The 21,735-nt window shown below is 34.5% G+C and carries 21 protein-coding genes; 11 read left to right on the top strand and 10 right to left on the bottom strand.

Annotated elements, in window-relative coordinates; translation table 11 throughout:
• Positions 1 to 172: 172 nt before the first annotated feature.
• The 4 genes from HM986_RS06120 to gdhA all read right to left on the bottom strand — a co-directional run bounded on the left by HM986_RS06120 (position 173) and on the right by gdhA (position 7,204).
• Positions 173 to 2,608, bottom strand: coding sequence for a TonB-dependent receptor plug domain-containing protein (locus tag HM986_RS06120; protein ID WP_179334411.1), 2,436 nt, complete (start codon positions 2,606 to 2,608; stop codon positions 173 to 175).
• A gap of 23 nt (positions 2,609 to 2,631) precedes the next feature.
• Positions 2,632 to 3,351: a DNA repair protein RecO gene (recO, locus tag HM986_RS06115; protein ID WP_179334155.1), complete on the bottom strand. Its 720-nt coding sequence runs from the start codon at positions 3,349 to 3,351 to the stop codon at positions 2,632 to 2,634.
• A 2-nt stretch (positions 3,352 to 3,353) separates the two neighbouring features.
• Positions 3,354 to 5,738, bottom strand: a complete 2,385-nt coding sequence (gene porZ, locus HM986_RS06110) for a type IX secretion system anionic LPS delivery protein PorZ (protein WP_179334154.1) — start codon at positions 5,736 to 5,738, stop codon at positions 3,354 to 3,356.
• A 122-nt stretch (positions 5,739 to 5,860) separates the two neighbouring features.
• Complete coding sequence (gdhA, locus tag HM986_RS06105; protein ID WP_179334153.1) at positions 5,861 to 7,204, bottom strand: NADP-specific glutamate dehydrogenase; 1,344 nt, start codon at positions 7,202 to 7,204, stop codon at positions 5,861 to 5,863.
• A gap of 314 nt (positions 7,205 to 7,518) precedes the next feature.
• On the opposite strand from gdhA, the gene HM986_RS06100 reads away from it, so the two are divergent.
• Positions 7,519 to 8,301 (top strand): THC0290_0291 family protein, encoded by a 783-nt coding sequence (locus HM986_RS06100; protein ID WP_179334152.1) that lies wholly within the window; start codon positions 7,519 to 7,521, stop codon positions 8,299 to 8,301.
• Between the two features lie 77 nt (positions 8,302 to 8,378).
• On the opposite strand, the gene HM986_RS06095 is transcribed toward HM986_RS06100, so the two are convergent.
• A complete protein-coding gene (locus HM986_RS06095; protein ID WP_179334151.1) occupies positions 8,379 to 9,518 on the bottom strand; it encodes a cystathionine gamma-synthase in 1,140 nt (379 codons plus the stop codon).
• A gap of 138 nt (positions 9,519 to 9,656) precedes the next feature.
• Between HM986_RS06095 and HM986_RS17815 the strand changes: the two genes are divergently transcribed.
• Positions 9,657 to 10,376, top strand: coding sequence for a DUF3298 and DUF4163 domain-containing protein (locus HM986_RS17815; RefSeq protein ID WP_179334150.1), 720 nt, complete (start codon positions 9,657 to 9,659; stop codon positions 10,374 to 10,376).
• Here the strand turns inward: HM986_RS17815 and HM986_RS06085 are convergent.
• Entirely contained in the window at positions 10,373 to 11,620 is a 1,248-nt protein-coding gene (locus HM986_RS06085) for a cation:proton antiporter (RefSeq protein WP_179334149.1), read from the bottom strand. The genes HM986_RS17815 and HM986_RS06085 overlap by 4 nt on opposite strands.
• 2 nt (positions 11,621 to 11,622) lie before the next feature.
• A complete protein-coding gene (locus HM986_RS06080) occupies positions 11,623 to 12,078 on the bottom strand; it encodes a DinB family protein (protein WP_179334148.1) in 456 nt (151 codons plus the stop codon).
• Between the two features lie 80 nt (positions 12,079 to 12,158).
• On the opposite strand from HM986_RS06080, the gene HM986_RS06075 reads away from it, so the two are divergent.
• From HM986_RS06075 to HM986_RS06065, 3 genes are read left to right on the top strand one after another with little or no spacing between them, the layout of a single operon-like run.
• Positions 12,159 to 12,512: an arsenate reductase family protein gene (locus tag HM986_RS06075; protein ID WP_179334147.1), complete on the top strand. Its 354-nt coding sequence runs from the start codon at positions 12,159 to 12,161 to the stop codon at positions 12,510 to 12,512.
• The gene (locus tag HM986_RS06070; protein WP_179334146.1) at positions 12,505 to 13,398 is read left to right on the top strand and encodes a DMT family transporter; all 894 of its coding nucleotides are present in this window, start codon (positions 12,505 to 12,507) and stop codon (positions 13,396 to 13,398) included. The genes HM986_RS06075 and HM986_RS06070 overlap by 8 nt, the downstream gene beginning before the upstream one ends.
• Before the next feature lies 1 nt (position 13,399).
• Positions 13,400 to 14,533, top strand: a complete 1,134-nt coding sequence (locus HM986_RS06065; RefSeq protein WP_179334145.1) for a peptidogalycan biosysnthesis protein — start codon at positions 13,400 to 13,402, stop codon at positions 14,531 to 14,533.
• Between the two features lie 2 nt (positions 14,534 to 14,535).
• Here HM986_RS06065 and HM986_RS06060 read toward each other — a convergent pair whose 3' ends face one another.
• Positions 14,536 to 15,015, bottom strand: coding sequence for an acyl-CoA thioesterase (locus HM986_RS06060; RefSeq protein ID WP_179334144.1), 480 nt, complete (start codon positions 15,013 to 15,015; stop codon positions 14,536 to 14,538).
• Positions 15,016 to 15,137: 122 nt separating this feature from the next.
• Between HM986_RS06060 and HM986_RS06055 the strand changes: the two genes are divergently transcribed.
• Genes HM986_RS06055 through nadD form a run of 3 tightly spaced genes read left to right on the top strand, consistent with a single transcriptional unit; the run spans position 15,138 to position 17,218 of the window.
• Positions 15,138 to 15,995, top strand: coding sequence for a YicC/YloC family endoribonuclease (locus HM986_RS06055; RefSeq protein WP_179334143.1), 858 nt, complete (start codon positions 15,138 to 15,140; stop codon positions 15,993 to 15,995).
• Positions 15,996 to 16,047: 52 nt separating this feature from the next.
• A complete protein-coding gene (gmk, locus tag HM986_RS06050; protein WP_179334142.1) occupies positions 16,048 to 16,638 on the top strand; it encodes a guanylate kinase in 591 nt (196 codons plus the stop codon).
• 1 nt (position 16,639) lies between these two features.
• Entirely contained in the window at positions 16,640 to 17,218 is a 579-nt protein-coding gene (gene nadD / locus HM986_RS06045; protein ID WP_179334141.1) for a nicotinate (nicotinamide) nucleotide adenylyltransferase, read from the top strand.
• A 145-nt stretch (positions 17,219 to 17,363) separates the two neighbouring features.
• On the opposite strand, the gene HM986_RS06040 is transcribed toward nadD, so the two are convergent.
• Complete coding sequence (locus tag HM986_RS06040) at positions 17,364 to 17,723, bottom strand: YraN family protein (RefSeq protein ID WP_179334140.1); 360 nt, start codon at positions 17,721 to 17,723, stop codon at positions 17,364 to 17,366.
• Between the two features lie 183 nt (positions 17,724 to 17,906).
• On the opposite strand from HM986_RS06040, the gene HM986_RS06035 reads away from it, so the two are divergent.
• Positions 17,907 to 18,209 carry a hypothetical protein gene (locus HM986_RS06035; RefSeq protein ID WP_179334139.1) on the top strand — a complete coding sequence of 101 codons (303 nt, stop codon included), beginning with the start codon at positions 17,907 to 17,909 and terminating at the stop codon, positions 18,207 to 18,209.
• Entirely contained in the window at positions 18,206 to 18,559 is a 354-nt protein-coding gene (locus HM986_RS06030; RefSeq protein ID WP_179334138.1) for a hypothetical protein, read from the top strand. The genes HM986_RS06035 and HM986_RS06030 overlap by 4 nt, the downstream gene beginning before the upstream one ends.
• Here HM986_RS06030 and HM986_RS06025 read toward each other — a convergent pair.
• Entirely contained in the window at positions 18,551 to 19,477 is a 927-nt protein-coding gene (locus tag HM986_RS06025) for a S66 peptidase family protein (RefSeq protein WP_246288456.1), read from the bottom strand. The two genes, HM986_RS06030 and HM986_RS06025, sit on opposite strands and share 9 nt — an antisense overlap.
• Before the next feature lie 175 nt (positions 19,478 to 19,652).
• On the opposite strand from HM986_RS06025, the gene metG reads away from it, so the two are divergent.
• On the top strand, positions 19,653 to 21,734 hold the full coding sequence (gene metG / locus HM986_RS06020; protein ID WP_179334137.1) for a methionine--tRNA ligase: 2,082 nt from the start codon (positions 19,653 to 19,655) through the stop codon (positions 21,732 to 21,734).
• The last annotated feature ends 1 nt before the right edge of the window (position 21,735 follow it).

Genomic DNA, 21,735 nt, shown 5'->3' with positions numbered 1-21,735 from the left:
GGATAAAGAACGGATAATAAGCAAGGTTCACCCATAGCTACTCCGTATCTCCTCCGTATGTACTCCGTATATGAGCCGTATATGATTCGTATGCGCCCTAGCTAATATTTCGGTCAGCTAAAAAGCAAATACCCATCATAAATAAAATGCTTATAATACAAACATTAAAGGACTAAAGGGTATATTTTAAAGCGAGAATAATGTTCCGACCGGCAGCAGTGATACCCGAAGAATACGGTCTATAGCGCTGGTCAGTTATATTTTCTACACTCGCCGTTACACTAAGTTGAGCATTATACTGATATTGCGTTCTAAAATTAAGAGTGCTCCAAGCCGGTGCATACGGATCTCCATTTCCATCTAAAGCATAGATATAATCTTTCGAGGCTTCAGAAGGGGATAATTGATTAAATGCCAATTCATTATTATAGACTACAAAAGCATCACAGAGCAATTTGTCTTTGGTCCAAACCAAATGTGTGCGTCCAAAATGAGGGGCCACATGCCTCACGGGTTCTTCTACCCCATTATTATCCTCTGTACCTCCAATAACATTATACTGAGACCGAAGTTTTAAGTATTTTGTAAAGTGAACTTCCAATCCTGCTTCAAAGCCATAAATCCAAGCTTTAGAAGCGTTTTGCATGGCCTGAATTGTACTTAATTCACCATCGTAAATCATTTCAGTATTTCCATTTAACTCATAATCCCGACGAATTAAAGCATTATCTAAAAACGTGTAATAGGTTGCTAAATCAATAATGACTTTGTTTTCAAAATTCAACTTTAAACCTAACTCTCCACCATAAGCGTACTCTGCTTTGAGATCTTTACTAGGCACCACAACAGCACCAGGCTCACTATCAAACACCTTACCAATATCATCAATATTTGGGGCCCTAAAAGCTGTAGAAGCATTAAGCTTCCATTGAATCATATCACTTGGAGACCAAGTAATACCAGCAGTACCTGTTAAGGCTCCGGTATTCACCTCAGCAGCATCAAAAGGTAAGTTTAAAAAGACGTTGTTCTCCGTAAAATCAGCTTTTGCAATCACCTGATTAAACCGAAGTCCGGACTGAAACACAAATTTAGAATTAGGTTTATACTTTAAACTGGCATAAGCCGCCATAGACTGCCACGTAGAACCATCTGGATAACGTGTAAGACTTGCCGAAGTATCACCAGTGACAATAGCCGTATCATGTCCGTTTGAATGCACCGTATTATGTAAATACTCTAAGCCATAAAAAAGACTCATTTTGGAGTTAAAGTTTTTCTCTAAATCCAAATTAAAAGACAAAGCATCAACAGATTCTTCCCTAACAGCACGTATATCAGATTGAAAATCGCGATCCTCCCGACTCTCCTTAAAGTTCTGATACGCTAAAGTAGTTTGAATTTTATCATATAAATTAGAACGACTACTCAGTTTGGTTAACTGAAAATTACCCATAAACCATTGTTGAGGTCCGTAATTCCATTCCGCAGAACGCAACTCATCACCTCGGTAACGAATAAGCCGATCATATCTAGAAAAATCTGAGGTTGTAGAATAATACAAGCCTAAATCAAAATCCAAAGCATCAGACGATTTATAGCGCACCTTTTGCATTAAATTTAGTTGATCATAACCTGTTGGTACCTGTACCTTCGGATTGGCATTGGCCACAATAACGTCTTCACCATTTTGCTGTATTACATATTCTGGTCTCAAATAATCATCCGGACCATGGCTTCCCATTTTTAAATCATCAAAATCGGTATAACTCACGCTAGTTAAAAATGCCCACCTTTTATAGCCTAGATTAAAATCTAAATGACCCGTTTTTTCTGTATTCGCTGAAGCAAATCGTGTTAAAGCTGTCGCACTAAAATCTAAAGCATCAGTTTCAGAGAATTGTGGTTTTTTAGTATAAAAACTCATCACTCCTCCAATCGCATCACTGCCATAAACTACAGAACCCGCACCAAGCGTCACTTCAGTATGTTGCACAGCGAACGGATCTATGGCAATAACATTCTGAAGATTGCCTCCTCTAAAAATAGCATTATTCATGCGTACTCCGTCTACAGCAATTAAAAGACGATTGGTAGAAAATCCTCTAATCATAGGACTTCCTCCTCCCAATTGACTTTTCTGAATGTAAATATTACCGGTATTCTCCAACAAATCGGCACTCGTTTGTGGGTTAGACAAGGCAATATCTTTGGCACTAATATTCACTATCGTTTGTGGAATATCGCGTTTATGCTGTTCAAACTTAGATGCTGAGATTAGAATTTGATCTAAACCTTCTACTTTAAGCCTGAGATAAACAATACCCTTGTTTTTTACGATTTGCGATTTAGTTAAGCGCAGCTCTTCATATAAGAAATCTTTAAAGAAAATGATGTCGTCATCATTAAAGACAGATAAAGATACGTGGCCATTGATATCCGTAAAGCCCGTTTTGCTTTTCATTTGATTAACCAGCGCCACACCCGGAATAGGCACTTGACTACCTTCTTCTAAAACCGTAATCGTTTGCGCAGTACTTAACTGCACAAAAAGACATAAAAAAATAATATGTACGCTAAAGCGCTTCACGTATGAACTCACAATTATTGTATTATTTTGGCAAAAGCAACTTAACGAAACACGTCGTTAAGCACCTGTAACGATTTTGGCTTTTTAAAACTTCCCAAATGTAATTCAAAATAGTACAGCAGTAGATTTAAAAACTCTTGCCTTTGTTTTGCATTAATCTTTATGGAATTTAAGGCATCAAAACTTGTGCCTAATAGGTTTTTTAAGAGTGTTAAATTTTCACCAGAAATAGAATAAATCCCATGCGTCGTAGCCTCAAAGACTCCAGATTCTAAATTAAAATAAGGATGCTCAGTATCTAAGTTCTCTGGCTGAAACCCCAAATAGCGTGTTAACTTTAATAGAAACAATAAATGAAAGTTCGAAAACTGATCTTCATTATCTAAATACTGAAGGGCCGCAGTTATAAAATGAAATAAATCCTCATTCTTTTCTTCTTCCTTTAATACGTTGGAAAGAATTTCGGATAGAAATAAAACAATAGCACTTTTATAAATATTGGTGTGAAGACTTTTATAAATGTAATTAAATTTCGTCTCTTTAATAAAATGAAGTGACTGATTGGGTTTGTAATTTTCTTCTATTTGAAGCTGAGATAACGCTTGAAAATAAACAGTCTTAGAACGTCCTTTTTTAGAATTCAGAACACCTCTTAACATATAGCTCACGACTCCGCGTTGCTCTGTATAACATTTAACGATAAGGTCGTTATCTCTATACTTTAGTTTAGAAAGAACGATACTATTATTTTTTGAAAGCATGTTTACTTCACTATTAGCACCTTAAGCACTTTGGTTTCAAAGGAATCTAAATCAGAAATCAATATTAAATATACACCTGTTCTTACGACATTATTACCGAGGTTTTTACCGTTCCAAATAGCAGTACCACCATCTATAGCAAAGTTGTAGTTGGCGCTAGAGGATCTTAAATTAACATTAGACTGCGCTTCTGCTACCAAATTACCTTCAATATCTGTAATTTTAATATTAACACGCTCAGTTAGCCCACTAACTTTTACACCTTTATTAATATCGTTAAGGTCGTTAAACCCTAAAATATTATATTCTGGTCGCACAGGGTTAGGATACACAAAAGCGTCTTCTAAAGTCGATTCCGTTTTTGAACCTCCAGCTTTAAATGATAATAAACCTTTAGTTGTGGCGATATAAACAGTGCCATCATCACCATCAATTGAAATGTCGTTAATTCGGTCTGAAGGCAATGGTGAATTATCCGTAGTAAAATGATAAATGGTAGTTTGGCCATCTGGAGACAGATAAAATACACCAGAATCTACCGTGCCAATCCATTTATTATTAGAACCATCTACCGTAATATCGGTAATGGTTTGACCTTCTAATAATTCTTTAGGAATACCATTCTCTAAAATAATAATAGAACTTAAAGTGGGATTTAAATCATCATAAAATCCTGCAGTATTATAAAGCACCCTTAGCCCTGTAAATGTACCGACCCATAGTTGATTTCTATTATCTACAGCAACGGCATTTACTCTTGGAAATGGCAACCCTTGTTCTTCTGTTTTAATATTCCGAAGTGGGCTATCACTTATAGATTCATTGTAAGCATATATGCCGTTGGTATAAGCACCAATCCATTTGGTACCCGTATCATCTATGGCAAGATCAAAATAACCAAACTCATCTCTAATAGCATCTTGTATAATACTCGAAAAATCATAACTCTGCCAATTTCCTGTGTTGGGGTCATACGATTTTAAGGGCTCAAACAAAAGCGATGACATTGACCATAACAATCCGGCTCTATCAAAAGCCGTAGCAGAAACTCTTATGCTTCTAAAATTTGGTGAGCTTGGTACAACTAATGATTCTAATCCACTATTACTATCATCATATAATATCGTCGGTTCAAGCGCATTAATTTCTAAGAGACCATCTTGAAAAGAACTCACAAATACCTGGCTTGAATTAAATGGATTAATCGCAATTTGCGAAAGATTTCTTGCCCCTAAGACACTATCAAACGGTATGGTCTCCCAAACCTCATTTCTATAATAACTTATTCCGCTACTTCGTATGGGATCAGGAACTAAATCTTCCGTATAACCCCCAAAACTAGACCAAACAATTCCAGATTCTGCATTAAGCCTGAACGTTTCATTTAATAAAGGACCATTAGGTTTTATTTCGGTGTACTCCCCAGTTGCAGCAATAGAATTTTTTAAGACACCAAAACCATCAGTACCGATGTAAACAGCATCATCTATAACAATTGCAGATGTAAAATCGGAATCATAATCAGCTGTTGGCTGAAAACTTTTAACCAATTGTAGATTTTCATCATATACATAAATCGTATTTGCCGTTGAATAAATAAGATTTGATGCTGACATATCAGAATCTCGCGGTAATAAAGGCAAAGTAAATAAAGTATTAATCGATGCTCCATTTATTTCATAAAGCACTCTATTATCGCGAACAGAATACAATTTATTACTGATGGCATTCATCGTATAATAGTTACCCATAATAACAGTTTGCCATTGCTGATAATCGATTAAATTAGGATTGCTTAAGTCTGCTTTTTTAATACCATTATTATCTAAACACGCCACATAAATTTCATTATTTAAAATAGAGACCTGCTTCACTGTAATCTGAGCCCCACCATTTCCTAAAAAATACGTATCCCCAAACTCTAGACGTTCTAAATCATATATAGAAACTCCGTAATCTGTAGAGATATAAACTTTACCTTCATTTTCAAAAAAATGGTTGATTCGCTTATTAACAGGAGTGATGTTTACCTTATCTAAAATATCGACTACAGATAGTACTGAATTCTCAGTTTCAGAGTAGACTTCAATTAATCCCGTTTCATATCCAATGAGCAAATATTGATAAAGTTCACTGTAATATATTGTAGTAATTTGCTCTCCCGAAAGCCCTTCTACAGAGGTAATTGTAGTAAGTTCATTGGTAAGCGTATCATAACTAAAAACAGCATTTTCCGCTGCTGCATAAATTTTATTTTCACCACTAACAACGTCCACTATACTATTATAAGAATAATGACCTTTCCATAAGGATGAGAAATCTTGACTATAGCACGATGCAGTAAGCCCAAATACTAAAATGAAGATTTTAAAAACAGTAGTATTCATTAATAAATAAGGTTTGCTCAAATATATTTAATACTAACGATAATTATGTGCTTATCATATATAATGTCATAAAAAAAGCTTCTGCAACAAACAGAAGCTTAGAAATATTTTCTAAAGTTTAATTACACGACTCCTTGTGCTAACATCGCATCTGCAATTTTCACAAATCCGGCAATGTTTGCTCCTTTAATGTAATCGATAGAGCCATCTTCATTTTTACCATATTTAACGCAAGCATCATGAATGGATTCCATAATAGCTTTTAGACGCGTATCTACCTCTTCTCTAGACCAGCTTATACGAAGCGAATTCTGACTCATCTCTAATCCTGAAGTAGCAACACCCCCTGCATTTGAAGCTTTACCTGGCGCAAATAATAACTTTGCATTTTGAAATTCAATTATCGCTTCGGGTGTAGAAGGCATATTAGCCCCCTCAACCACACAAATACAACCGTTTTTAACTAATTGTTGCGCCTCGTCACCATTCAACTCATTTTGTGTTGCACATGGTAATGCTATATCGCACGTTACAGACCACGGTCTTTCACCAGAAAAATATTCTGCATTAGGATATTCGTTTACATAATCGCTAATGCGACCACGCTTTACATTTTTAAGTTGCATTATAAAGTTTAACTTCTCAGTATCAATACCCTCTTGATCTAAAATGTAACCACCAGAATCGGACAATGTTAACACCTTCGCACCTAACTCTATTGCTTTTTCAGTAGCATATTGGGCCACATTTCCTGAGCCCGAAATCACAACATGTTTTCCTGCCAATGTATCGTTCTTTAATTTCAACATATTCTGAGCAAAATAAACAGTACCGTAACCTGTAGATTCTGGTCGCATTAGAGATCCGCCCCATGATGTGCCTTTACCTGTTAGAACACCAGTAAATTCATTTTTTAGCTTTTTATAAGTCCCAAACATATAACCTATTTCTCTTCCCCCAACACCTATATCTCCTGCTGGGATATCTGTAAACTGTCCTATATACTTGCATAATTCACTCATAAAAGCTTGACAGAAACGCATAATTTCAGCATCCGACTTTCCTTTTGGATCAAAATCAGAACCTCCTTTACCACCTCCCATTGGTAATGTCGTTAACGCATTTTTAAATACTTGTTCAAAAGCTAAAAATTTTAAAATACTCGCATTTACGGAAGGATGAAAACGCAAACCACCTTTGTAAGGACCTATTGCCGAATTCATTTGAATTCTATACCCTCTATTCACTTGGATCTCTCCGCTATCATTAACCCAGCTGACTCTAAATGAAATTAGTCTTTCTGGCTCTACCATTCTCAAAAGAATATTTTTACCACTATATAATTTATTTTCAGCGATATATGGTATTAACGATTCTGCGACTTCTCGGACGGCTTGTAGAAATTCTGGTTCGTGACTGTTTCTGGACTGTACTTCTGCTAAAAAAGCATCTATTTTCTCTTTCATTAGTATTATTTATTCTCGAAATTAAATAATTCATTCACCAATTCTAAATATTAATCTATTTTTGTCAAAAAAATAGGATATTTTATTTTAAACCGCTAATTGTAAGAATATTTTGATATATTGTGGCACCCTTATTACTTTAATAATAAGGTATATATCAATTTTATTATTATGATATTCTAAATATTTTTATTGAATATAAAAGGAATATATTTTATGAAAAAAATGAAAAACATGCATTTTGTCGGTTTTATTTGGTAGTTTATCGAGTTTTTATATATTTGCTAGGTAAAAGCATCAATTTTCAAAATTACATGACACTAAAAATAAAAAAATTATTCGTTGCATTTGTATTGCTTTTATCAATGCAATTGAGTTTCTCGCAAGCCTTCTCTCACGAAGTTGGAATAATTGCGGGTCCTATAGTTTATCAATCTGACTTTGGTGAACGTTATGATTTCAAAACAAATTCAGGTAACATTGGATTTGGTATAGGTCTCGTTTATTACATGAACTTTGATGATGTTGGCTACTATTCTTATTCGAGAAGTAATTTTTTTACAACCCACTTCAAAGTAAGAGCTGAAATTTCTTGGAACAAAGCAGGACTTGATCATTATGGGCAATGGGTAGATGAAGACAGAACAAGTAGTGCAGCAGATAAATTGAGAGCACATTCTGGACAAGCTCAAAATCTTGATTTAGGAGCGCAATTAGAATATTATCCTTTTTCTACTAGCGAATTAAGACGTGGAGGAGATAGATTTGGTCCGTTTGTGAGCTTAGGAGCGCATTACGTTTTTTATAGTCCTAGCGTAACTACTACTTATGGCGATCAAAATATAAACAACACTAATAACTTTTACCCTAGTTGGGAACCCGGTTCCATAGACGCTACAGCCGGATCTACTTGGTCTATAGTTAGTAGTGTAGGGGTAAGATATAACCTTAATGCCATTTCTCATTTAATGGTCGACCTAAGATTTCAACACTTTATGAATGACAAAACAGATGGTTTAGATCATCAGTTAGAATCTAACAAAACAAATGACTGGTTAGCTTGGTTAAATGTTGGTTACATATTTATGTTCGACTAGGTACTTAAACTATTAGTTATAAAAAAAGACCAAATCATATGATTTGGTCTTTTTTTATACACCCCATTTTAAGGTCTTTACCCTATCGCTTGTTTTAAATCCGCAATTAAATCCACCTCATCTTCTATACCAACACTAAGCCTAATTAACGAGTCCACAACACCTGTTTTTTCGCGTTCTTCTTTTGGAATACTCGCATGCGTCATACTAGCCGGGTGACCTGCTAAGGACTCCACACCACCAAGCGATTCCGCTAATGTAAAAACCTTTAGATTTTCGACCATTTTAATAGCTTCTTCATAGTTATTACCTTTGGTAGTAAAAGACACCATACCTCCATAGTCGCTCATCTGAGCTTTTGCAACAGCATGATTAGGATGATTTTTAAACCCTGGCCAATATACTTTTTCTATTTTTGGATGGCTCTCTAAATATTCTGCTACTGCTCTACCATTCTCGCAATGACGCTGCATTCTAACATGTAAAGTTTTGAGTCCTCTCAGAGCTAAAAACGCATCTTGTGGACCACATATAGCACCACTTGCATTTTGAATAAAATACAAACGGTCTGCTAAATCTTTATCTTTTACTATTAAGGCCCCCATAACCAAATCACTGTGTCCTCCAAGATATTTAGTTGCGGAATGCATTACAATATCAGCCCCCAACTCTAACGGTTGTTGCAGATACGGAGTCGCAAAGGTATTATCTACAGCAAACAACACCTTATGTTTCTTTGCGATTTTGGCTGTCTTTACAATATCGATAATATTTAACATGGGGTTGGTAGGTGTTTCTACCCAAATAAGTTTTGTATTATCATTTATATAATCTTCAACGTCATCTGCATTTTCCATGCCTATAAAATGGAATTTTATACCGAAGTCTTCATATATCTTTGTAAACAAGCGATAGGTTCCTCCATACAAGTTGTTTGTAGAAATAACTTCATCACCTTGCTTTAATAATTTTAGAATGGCATCTATAGCAGCTAGACCAGATCCAAATGCTAAGCCATGTGTACCATTCTCTAGACTAGCAAAAGCGTTCTCTAACGCATGACGCGTTGGGTTCGCCGAGCGCGCATACTCGTAACCTTTATGACCACCTGGTGTTGATTGCGCAAAAGTAGACGTTTGATAGATTGGAGGCATTACAGAACCATAAGCAGCATCTGGCTTTTGCCCCCCATGTATTGTTTTTGTATTAAATTTCATAATAAAAATATTGAACGAAACCCATGAAAAAAATTAACAGAATTATCGCTTTTGTAGCATAACAAATTTAACCGATAATTCGTTCTATTCAAATCTATATAATACCTTTATTGTTTATTAAACTTAACTCTAAATATTGTGAAACATATAATTCCATTTTTAATATTTGTAATACTTCTAAATTCATGTAGTTCTGAATTTAAACCGGCAACATTTGACACTATTACAGTTGAAGAACCCTTTGAGGCCGAAATTTCAGCAGTTTACAGTAGGGCAAGTGGAAATAGTGAACTCAGTAATAGCATTAACACCAACGTTGAAAATGCAATTATTTCTACACTAAACACAACTGAAAACAAAAACAATTTAACTGACGTTTTAAAAGCTTTTAATAAAGAGTATTTAACTTTTAAAGAGGAATATTCTGAATTGGACGAACCTGCTTGGGAACTTCATATAGAAACAGAGCTCGTTTACCAGTCTGAAGCTGTTATCACGATAGTTATTAGCACCTACGAGTTTAAAGGTGGTGCTCATGGCAATGACAAAATAAAGCTATTAAATCTTGATGCTAAAAGTGGAAAAACATTAGAAGTAACTGATTTTATTACAGATATACCTGGCTTTACCACATTAGCAAAAACCCATTTTATTCAATCGTTAGAAGAGAACGAAGACCAATTAACTATTGAAAATTTCTTCTTCGGCAAACCTTTTCATTTGCCTGAAAACATAGGTTTTAGTGACGAAGGATTAGTTTTACTTTATAACGTGTATGAGGTCGCATCTTACGATTTAGGATATACCGAATTTATGATACCCTTCGGTGAGATAGAGCCTTATTTAAAAATGAACTAAACTATTTTTTTGGTTAATCGCTTTATAATTGGACCAACAGTTAATCCTTGTCCGACAATAGAAATGACAACAACAACGTAGGTTATTACTAAAAACAGTTCTCTATGCATGGCTTCTGTTAAGCTAAGGGCTAATGCAATAGAGATTCCGCCTCGTAATCCCCCCCAAGTCATTATTAAATTTGTTTTTGGCACAAAATCCAATCGCTTTTCAAAGAATTTAATGGGTAACCAAAGCGAAATATAACGGCATATTAAGATTAAAGGAATCGCTAATAAACCGGCATAAATGTATTTTCCATCTAAGGTTAATACTAGCATTTCCATACCAATCATTACAAACAGAATAGTATTTAACAGCACATCTACTAGCTCCCAAAATTTATCGACATACAATTCTGTGGTTTCGGACATGGCAGAATTTCTTACAGTATCATTTCCTACAATAAGCCCTGCTGTCACCATCGCTAAAGGTGCAGATAAATGAAATTTATGCGCTAACATCGTACCACCCATAACGGTAGCTAAGGTTAATATTACTTCAATTTCATAACTATCAATAGATCGCATTAGACGGTAGGTAATCCATCCTAGGAAAAGTCCCAAGACAATACCACCAATAACTTCTTGTCCAAATAAGGTAGCGATATCAGAAAACTCAATAGCAGCATCTGGTTTCGCAGCAATCGCAAAAATGGTTAAGAAGACGACAACTCCTACTCCATCATTAAACAAGGACTCTCCTACAATTTTGGTTTCTAGTTTTTTCGGAGCACCTGCTTTTTTCAAAATTCCTAAAACGGCTATTGGATCTGTTGGAGAAATTAAAGCTCCGAATAACAAACAGTAAATAAAATCTACATCTAAACTCATTAATTTCAAGACGTAAAACATGGCAATACCAACTAAAAACGTGGATACCAAAACACCGACTGTTGCAAAAGCCATTATTGGCCAGCGCTGTACTTTAAGCTGATTAAAATTGGTATGTAAGGCACCTGCAAATAGCAGAAAACTTAGCATAATATCTAAGAGAACCGTTTCAAAATCTATCAATGCTATAAATTCTCGTTCTTGTACTAATAAGGTATCATCAAATTGAGCAATCCCAACTAAAACCACTGTAAATACAATGGTAATAACCATTAAACCAATAGTGATAGGTAATTTTAAAAACTTCTCGTTTATATAACCAAAGCCCGCAGAAAGAACGATTAAAATAGTAGCAATTGAATAGTAATCCATAGTTATAGTGATTTTCTGAGTGCTAAAATATACCCTAAATGAATACCTTCATGAAAATTATTGAAATCAATAGCTTCTTCAACATTACTCAGCGTGCTTTTTGTAGTCACGGTGTATTGATTATACGTTTGAAAAATGTTATTGTCGTAGTCTTCCTTTGTCTTTTCAATTGTAGAAAACAATAAGCCTTTTATAGTATCCACTTCAGACTGCGATAAATCGCGTTCGGTTTTTGTTCCTTTTTTAAAACCTTCTACCATTTCATCAGAAACAACCATTGGCAATCCTGATAACTTATACACTAATAATTGTTGCGTAACCACAGTATGTGCAATATTCCAAATGATATTATTATGAAACCCTTTTGGCACTTTATTCAACTCTTCTAAAGTGTGATTTTCAATAAAACTTTTTAATAATTTTCTATTTTTCTGTGCGACGTCTAAAACAAAATCCATACTATCATATTTTCCTTAAAAGTAATAAAATTCATCAGAAATACGGTTTCTTTGCATTTTGAAATTAACCCGTTTTGATTATGAACAAAATATACTATTTAAGTAGCTGTAATACTTGTACTCGTATCATTAATGAACTTAATCTTCCTGAAGGCTTTCAACTTCAAGATATAAAGACAGAAGTAATTACCGTTCAACAAATTGAACAGATGCGAGCTCTAACAGATAGCTACGAAACTCTGTTTAGTAAGCGAGCGCGACTTTATAAAGAATTAGGTTTAAAAGAGAAATCACTGACTGAAGACGACTACAAAAATTATATTTTAGAGCATTACACCTTCTTAAAACGTCCGGTAATATTATATAATGACTCAATTTTTATTGGTAACTCTAAAAAAACAGTAGAAGCGGCCAAACTCGCTATACATGAATAGTCGAAAATTTGCGATTTTCGCATTGATTATGGTGCAACTACTATATGGTCTCAATTTTACTATTGCTAAAACGGTAATGAATGAAAATTTCATTAAACCATTTGGATTTGTACTTATAAGAGTTGCTGGTGCCACAGTTTTATTTTGGATTATGAGTCTCTTTTTACCAAAGCAAAAGATTGATAAAAAAGATTATCTAAAATTCTTTGTAGCTGCCATTTTTGGCGTGATGATTAATATGCTTTTCTTTTTTAAAGGATTAGAATACACCTCTCCTATCCACGCTTCAGCTATCACCATAACAGTACCTATTATCATTTTAATTTTGTCTGCTATAATCTTAAAAGAAAATGTTTCTAAGCTAAAAATAATTGGTGTTACCTTAGGCTTAGTAGGTGCATTGGTTTTAACTATTTATGGCAAATCTGGAAGAGCTGGTGACAATGTACCTTTAGGTAATTTATTAGTATTTTTAAATGCTATATCATACAGTATCTATGTTATAATGATTAAAAAACTAACATTAAAATACCATCCATTTACTTTTATTAAGTGGTTGTTTTTGTTTGGTCTCATTATGTTAATTCCGTTTGGTTATAATGATTTAAAAGCTGTAGAGTGGCACACCTTTACCCCCAATGCAGCTTGGTCTGTTTTATTTGTTATTGTCGGCGCGACTTTCGGAACGTATTTATTTAACCCATTAGCATTAAACAAACTAAAAGCCTCAACTGTAGGCATATTTATTTATCTTCAACCTGTAATTGCTGGACTCTTTGCTATTTCAATCGGTGCAGATTTCATAGATCCCATAAAAATCGGAGCCATGTTACTCATATTTTTAGGAGTATTTCTTGTATCTAAAAAACCTAAAATCGCTACTTAATTTGCCTCTAAAGTCAAAAATTTTCAAAAGCGTTGATAGTATTCCACAAACCTATTGGGATAGTGTCAACTGTTGCACAAATATTTATTATTCACCCGAATTCTTAAAAGCTTTTGAACTCGCCAATACAGACATAGAATTTAATTATATTTTCATCCTTAAAGACCAGGAAGCTGTTGCATTTGCCAATACGCAGATTGTAACCATTGGTGTTGAGACCATAACAAAAAATATTAATATGTCTGATAAAATAAGGCATTGGGTTAACAATATGTTCTGCAACAATCATATTCGTGTATTGTTCTGTGGAAATATATTTCTAAGTGGGGAATATGGTACATTTTTAAAAGATGGTGAAGATAAAATCGACACGTTTAAAGCGATCGCCGAAGGTGTAAAACAGTTATCTAAATCCACAAAAAAACTAAGTGCTATTTTTATAAAAGATTTTAAAAACGAATCTCTTACTATCACCAATTATTTAGAATCTTACGATTACGCAGCCATGCAAGTTGAGCCTAATATGATAATTAGGCTACAACCAGAATGGCATTCTTTTGACGATTATACAACGGCTTTAAAATCTAAATACCGTGTAAAAGCGAATAGAGCCGATGCTAAAAGTGCCGCTTTAAATGCTAAATTTTTTTCTGAAGACGATATAGAAATACATAAGGATGCACTTCAAGAATTATATCAGAACACTATTGATAACGCTGATTTTAATGCTCAAATATTAAATCTCGATACTTACATTCATCTTAAAAGAACCTTCAAAGATCTATTTATAGTGAAAGGCTATTTTTTAGAAGAAAAATTAGTAGGGTTTTTATCTGCTATGCAAAACGAGACGCATCTCGATGCACATTTTATTGGTATCAATTATTCTCAAAATAAAGAATTTGCTATCTATCCCAGAATACTAAATGATTATGTAAGACTCGGCATTGAAACAGAATCAACACATATTAACTTAGGCAGAACCGCTTCTGAAATTAAAAGCACACTCGGTGCAAAACCCGAAGCATTAACTTGTTATTTCAAACACAAACGCTATATCCCAAATCAGATTTTAAAGCCGTTTATAAAAAACGTGGAGATAAAATCTTTTAAGCAACACTCGGTTTTTAAGTAACCTTATAACTTCATAGGTTTGGGACGCACTCCATGCTTACGCGTATCCTCTTTTGTCAACACCTTAAAACTTTCAGACTTCGGAAATTTATGAGCCAGTTCTAATAGGGGTTCTGGTAAGCCTGTTAATTTTCTTGCTTTCAGGTTTATCCAACCACCTTGCATTTCGCAATATGCTAAATTCTCACCTTTATGGTTGTAAAAGTTATGCTCAAACATAAATAACATACCATCCTCACTTAAGCCAGACACCTCAATCGTTACCGTAATTGGCGTTCCTAAAAACGATTCCTTAAAATAATACATGTGTTCATAAAACACCACAGGACCAACATTAAATTTCATGATTTCTGGCATTGAAAAACCCTGCTCCGAGAAGAACGCCATACGTGCGTGGCTCATAAAATTGGTATATGCAGAATTGGCTAAGTGACCATTGGCATCCACATCACTCCAGCGAATTTCAAATTGTTTTTTATACATAAGTTTACTTTCGATTTAGGTTTACAAAGTTATAAAAGTCTGATTAGAGAACATGACGCTTTCTAAACTATTTAAAACCATTCAATTTTGTACCTTTGCGCAACTTTAATCGCAATGTTTTAATGATACAATCCATGACAGGTTATGGGAAATCTGTACTACAGCTCCCAACTAAAAAAATATCTATAGAATTAAAATCACTTAATAGCAAAAGCTTAGACCTCAATGCTCGTATGCCTTCTATGTATAGAGCAAAAGAATTAGACATAAGAAAACTTATTGCTAAAAACTTAGTTAGAGGAAAAGTGGACTTCTCATTATATGTAGAAATTACAGGTGAAGATACCAGTACAAAGATTAATAAAACAGTCGTTAAAGAGTACATCAAGCAATTAAAAGAGGTTGTAGACGGTGATGCTATTGAGTTATTAAAAATGGCCATTCGCATGCCAGACGCCATAACTACAGAACGCGATGATATCGACGAAGAAGAATGGTCTTTAATAAGTGAGGAAATAGATAAAGCTATAGCCAATATTGTGGTCTATAGAGAAGATGAAGGAGCGACACTAAAACAAGATTTCGAAGATAGAATTAGTACTTTAAGACGTTTATTAACCGAAGTTATTACCATGGACCCTGAACGTATTGATGGCGTAAGAGCACGTTTAGAAAAAGGTATAGCTGATATTAAAGAAAAAGTCGATGAAAACCGCTTTGAACAAGAGTTGGTTTATTACATCGAAAAATTTGATATTACCGAAGAAAAAGTAAGACTAGAAAATCATTTAGATTATTTCACCAAGGCTTTAGATTCTGAAGATTCTAATGGAAAGAAATTAGGTTTTATTTCTCAGGAAATCGGGCGAGAGATCAATACAATCGGATCAAAATCTAATTATGCTCCAATGCAAAAACTAGTAGTTCAGATGAAGGATGAACTCGAGAAAATTAAGGAACAATTATTAAACGTACTTTAAATTAGTTGACAGTCACAGTCGCGGTATACAGTAAAAAGTAAAACAATTTATTTTGTCAGAAATTAAAAACGAAGTCCAAGGCAAGCTTATTGTCTTTTCGGCACCATCTGGTTCGGGAAAAACAACAATAGTTCGCCATTTATTAAAACATCAAGAACTCAATTTAGAATTTTCTATCTCTGCAACATCGCGCGATAAACGTGGTAATGAAGTTAACGGAAAAGATTACTACTACCTATCACTTCAAGAGTTTAAAAACCGAATTAAAAACGATGAGTTTTTAGAATGGGAAGAAGTCTATAGAGATAATTTTTATGGTACATTAAAGACCGAAATTGAACGTATTTGGGCAAAGGGTAAACATGTCATTTTTGATATCGATGTCTCAGGTGGCTTACGGATTAAACGAAAATTCCCTGAGCAAACTATTGCTATTTTTGTAAAACCACCAGACTTAAATGAATTGGTAAGACGACTAAAAGATCGCGGTGAAGAAAGTCCAGAAAAAATTAGTATGCGTGTAGCAAAAGCACCAGCAGAATTGGCTACCGCTCCACTTTTTGATGAAATTGTCGTTAATTCTGATTTAGACAAAGCTTTAAATGATGCTTACAAGTTAGTTTCAGATTTTATAGCTAAATAACATGAAAATTGGTTTATATTTTGGCACGTTCAACCCCATCCATGTTGGGCATTTAACTATTGCCAATCATTTAGCTGAACATAGTGATTTAGACCAGATTTGGTTTGTGGTAACTCCATTAAGTCCTTTTAAAAAGAAAAGCAGCTTATTAGACAATTACCACCGTTTAGAAATGGTTCATTTAGCGACGAAAGACTATGATAAACTGAGACCAAGTGATATTGAATTTGGGCTAAAACAACCAAATTACACTATCGATACGTTAACTTATCTCTTTGAAAAGTATCCAAATTATGAGTTTGCCCTAATCATGGGAGAAGACAATTTGAAAAGTCTCCATAAATGGAAAAACTATGAACTCATTCTAGAAAATCATAGTATTTATGTTTATCCTAGAATATCCGAAGGTAAAATAGACACCCAATTTAACGCTCATTCTAAAATTATAAAAGTTGACGCACCTATTATGGAGCTCTCTTCAACCTTTATTAGAAAGGAAATTAAAGACGGAAAAAATGTACGTCCAATCTTACCAGAACATGTGTGGCAATTTATTGATGAGATGAATTTTTATAGGTAACACATTCCTGCGAACGCAGGAATCTCATGAAGAAAAACCTATATCCTTAAAGTTTAGACATAATCTGTCTCAAACTTTTTGAAAGCAGTAGTCTAAACATTTAAAATTCTGTAATAATTTATGGGATTCCCGTTTTCACGGGAATTTAAAAATGATAGAAAGCATCCTCATAATGCGTCAGTTGCTCTGTTGTTTTATTCTTTAAAACAGCAATAATATCAAAACGAGTTTCTAAACCGATGTCATTTTCAATAATGAAGGCATCCATAGCTTTAACCAATAATTTAATTTTACTTGGAGTAACAAACTCTTGCGGATCACCGAAAAAATCAGAATTTCGTGTTTTGACCTCTACACAAATCATTTCATTATTATGTTTAGCTATGATATCTATTTCGGCTTTTTGAAACACGTAATTACGAACAATGATTTCATAGCCTTTTTTTATGAGTAATTCGGTTGCGAGTTGCTCCCCTAATTTGCCAAGTTCGTTATGCTGTGCCATTTTTAAGTCTTCAATTCGCAGTTTTATCTCAAAAAAGTTAGAAATTCTTTAGAGTTAACTTCAATATACAAAATTGCAGCGTCTTAAAAGCAAAATGAAACAAACTGAGTCAAAGCATCTTTGTTTAAAGCACATAAAATCTTACAATTAGCCATATCTTTGTAACGCTTTAAAATACGCGAAATGGCTAGTCATATTAAATGCCCAAATTGTGGTCTCTATAATACAAATCAAGACTATTGCACCAATTGCAATACGCTATTATCTTATAAAAAAAGACGAGAATTAACCTTTGCTCAAGATGAGAAAGAGCGTCGTGAACGTGAGCGTATTCAAAAAGAAGCATCTCCATCGTTTTATGAAAAGCATAAAGATCACCGGTTTTTAATAGTGCGTGTTTTTGTTAAAGTTACTCACTCTATTTGGATGGGATTTGTAGCCATCGGAATGTTTATTGCTTGGCTAATAACTGCTATTGCAGCATGAGCATTTTAAAGCACCCTATTTTCTATATCAGTATATTAGTCGCTTCTGCATTATACATTGCAAATCGTTTTGAAATACCACTTCTTAATTGGATGTATTTTTACGTCAACGACTTTTTATGTATGCCCATTGTTTTAAGTACATGCTTAGCCATTTTAAGAATCCTAAAGAAGACCGAAGCACTTTACGTACCTATTAGTGTCGTTTTAGCACTAACGCTCTGTTTTTCCATTTATTTTGAATGGCTAATGCCACAAATAAACACACGTTATACTTGTGATATAATTGACATTGGACTTTACTTTTTAGGAGCCATTTTGTTTTTCAAGTTTCAAAAACAATTATTCTGAGAATTTTAAAGTTGATTGTGCTTTACCAACTTTCAACTCTAGAGTTCGTCCTAAAACCAAAGCACGATTGTCCTTTTCATGACCTGCAGGCATATTAAAGGTAATAGGAAAATCATAGTCTTCTAATGCATCTAAAATCAATTGCTCTACCGAAGTACCCCAAAGTGTCGTATTCTTTCGCATTCTAGACATATCACCAACCACAAGTCCATTCAAGTTATCAAAATAACCAGCGCGTTTCATACTTTGCAACATACGGTCAATATGATATTTATATTCACCAATTTCTTCAATAAAAAGAATTTTCCCAAAGGTATCTATACTCTCTTTAGACCCCAACATGGTATGTAACATCGTTAGATTTCCTCCAACTAATTCCCCTGAAGCTTGCCCGACTCTATTATAGTCTGAGCCTTTTAATGTATAGTCCTCAGGATGTCCAAAAATCGCTGATTTGAACGTTTCAACAGATTCTTTTATATCATTCAAATCTTTGGTTAAACTCACACACATTATAGCATGTAAGGACTGAAATCCTTCATTATGAACCTGATTGTGTAAAGCTGTAATATCACTATATCCTATAATCCATTTCGGATTTTTCTTAAATTTAGTATAATTCAATTTATCCAAAATCCTAACCGTTCCGTAACCACCTCGCGCACACCAAATGGCACTAATTTTAGGATCGTCCATAGCATTTTGCAAATCTTCGCAACGTTCGGCATCCGTACCTGCAAAATGATTGAATTGGTTAAAAACATGCTTACCAACGATGGCATGCAATCCCCAACTTTCTAGAAGTTTTACAGCGTCTTGTACTTCTCCTACTCTACTTTTTAAAATTCCAGAAGGAGCAACAATAGCCACAGTATCTCCTACTTTTAAATATGGTGGTTGTATTATTTGTGAAGCCATTATAGTAGGTTTGTTAGTTTCTATCTGCGCTTGTACTTCGGATTGTGAAATAAAAATTAAAACGAAAACAAGATACATTAAGTGATGTCTAAAAGTCATAAATAGTGCTTTTGGTAAAAGTACATTTTTTTTCTAAGTCCCTTATATATTACGTACTTTTGTGGCTTTCAAAAAAATGAAAACTATGTCGAAAAGATATACCATAACAGCAGCATTACCATATACAAACGGGCCAATTCATATTGGACATTTAGCTGGTGTTTATGTGCCTGCAGATATTTATTCTAGATACTTAAGACTAACGGGCAATGATGTTGCTTTTATTTGCGGAAGTGATGAGCACGGTGTGCCGATTACCATCAAAGCGAAAAAAGAAGGAGTCACTCCACAAGATATTGTGGATAAATATCATGCTATTATTAAGCAGTCCTTTTTAGATTTTGGTATATCATTCGATAATTACTCGCGTACTACCGCTCAAATTCATCATGATACGGCTCAAGAGTTTTTTAAAACCCTTTATGACAAAAACGAATTTGTAGAAGAAGTTACAGAACAATTATACGATGCTGAGGCTAATCAGTTTTTAGCAGATCGTTTTGTAACAGGAACGTGTCCTAAATGTGGCAACGAAGAAGCTTATGGAGATCAGTGTGAAAGCTGTGGATCGAGTTTAAATGCTACAGATTTAATAAACCCTAAATCGGCAATAACAGGAAATGTACCTTCTTTAAAAGAAACTAAACATTGGTTTTTACCTTTAAATAAACACGAAGATTTTCTACGCGAGTGGATTTTAAAAGGGCATAAAAAAGACTGGAAACCTAACGTTTACGGTCAGGTAAAATCTTGGATCGATGATGGTTTACGTCCACGTGCCGTAACTAGAGATTTAGATTGGGGAATCCCTGTTCCAGTAGATGGTGGCGAAGGTAAAGTGCTTTACGTTTGGTTCGATGCTCCTATCGGTTACATCTCAGCAACCAAAGAATGGGCAGCTCGAGAAGGTAAAAACTGGGAAGATTATTGGAAAGACGAAGACACTAAATTGGTGCATTTTATAGGAAAAGATAATATTGTATTTCACTGTATCATTTTCCCTTCCATGTTAAAAGCAGAAGGCTCTTACATTTTACCAGAAAACGTTCCTGCTAATGAGTTTTTAAACTTAGAAGGTCAGAAATTATCGACCTCTAAAAACTGGGCGGTTTGGTTACCAGACTACCTAATAGATTTTCCAAACCAGCAAGATGTATTGCGCTATGCTTTAACAGCGAATGCACCAGAGACAAAGGACAACGATTTTACTTGGAAAGATTTTCAAGCTAGAAACAACAATGAGTTGGTGGCTATCTTCGGAAACTTCATTAATCGTGTCGTGGTTTTAACGAATAAATATTACGACGGCATTATTCCGGCACCATCAGACTATTCTACTATTGACGAAGAAACTTTAGCAGCTGTAAAAGCGTATCCTGCTGTGATTTCGAGTTCTATTGAGCGTTACCGTTTTAGAGAAGCGAGTCAGGAATTGATGAACTTAGCACGACTAGGAAATAAGTATTTAGCTGATGAAGAACCTTGGAAAACATTTAAAACAGACGAAGCACGTACCAAAACAGTAATGTTTATTGCCTTACAGATTGCTTCTGCATTAGCTGTTTTATCAGAACCTTTCTTACCATTTACTTCAACTAAATTAAAAGGTATTTTAAATTCGAATGACAACGGATGGGAAGACGTGTCAACTAAAGATATTTTAATTCAGGCAGCACATCAAATAGGAAAAGGAGAATTATTATTCTCTAAAATTGAAGATTCACAAATCGAAGAACAATTACAAAAATTAGAGGCAAGCAAAAAAGCTAATGAAGCTGAAAAGAAGGTAACAGAACCTCAAAAGGATGAAATTACCTTTGATGATTTCACCAAACTAGATTTACGCGTTGGTACAATTTTAGAAGCTGAAAAAATGCCAAAAACAAAAAAGCTTTTAGTCTTAAAAGTAGATACTGGTATTGATACAAGAACTATCGTTTCTGGTATTGCCGAAAGCTTTTCTCCTGAAGATGTTATAGGCAAACGTGTTACGGTTTTAGTAAATTTAGCACCCAGAGCCTTACGAGGAGTTGAGAGTCAGGGCATGATTTTAATGACGGAAGATAAAGATGGTAATTTGGTGTTTGTAAATCCAGATACTTCAACGGCGCTCAATACAGGTACTCATGGCGTAAATAACGGGCTTCAAATAAGCTAAT

The sequence above is a fragment of the Winogradskyella costae genome, assembly GCF_013403865.1.
Taxonomy (GTDB): Bacteria; Bacteroidota; Bacteroidia; order Flavobacteriales; family Flavobacteriaceae; genus Winogradskyella; species Winogradskyella costae.
This window is presented reverse-complemented; position numbering and strand designations above follow the sequence as displayed.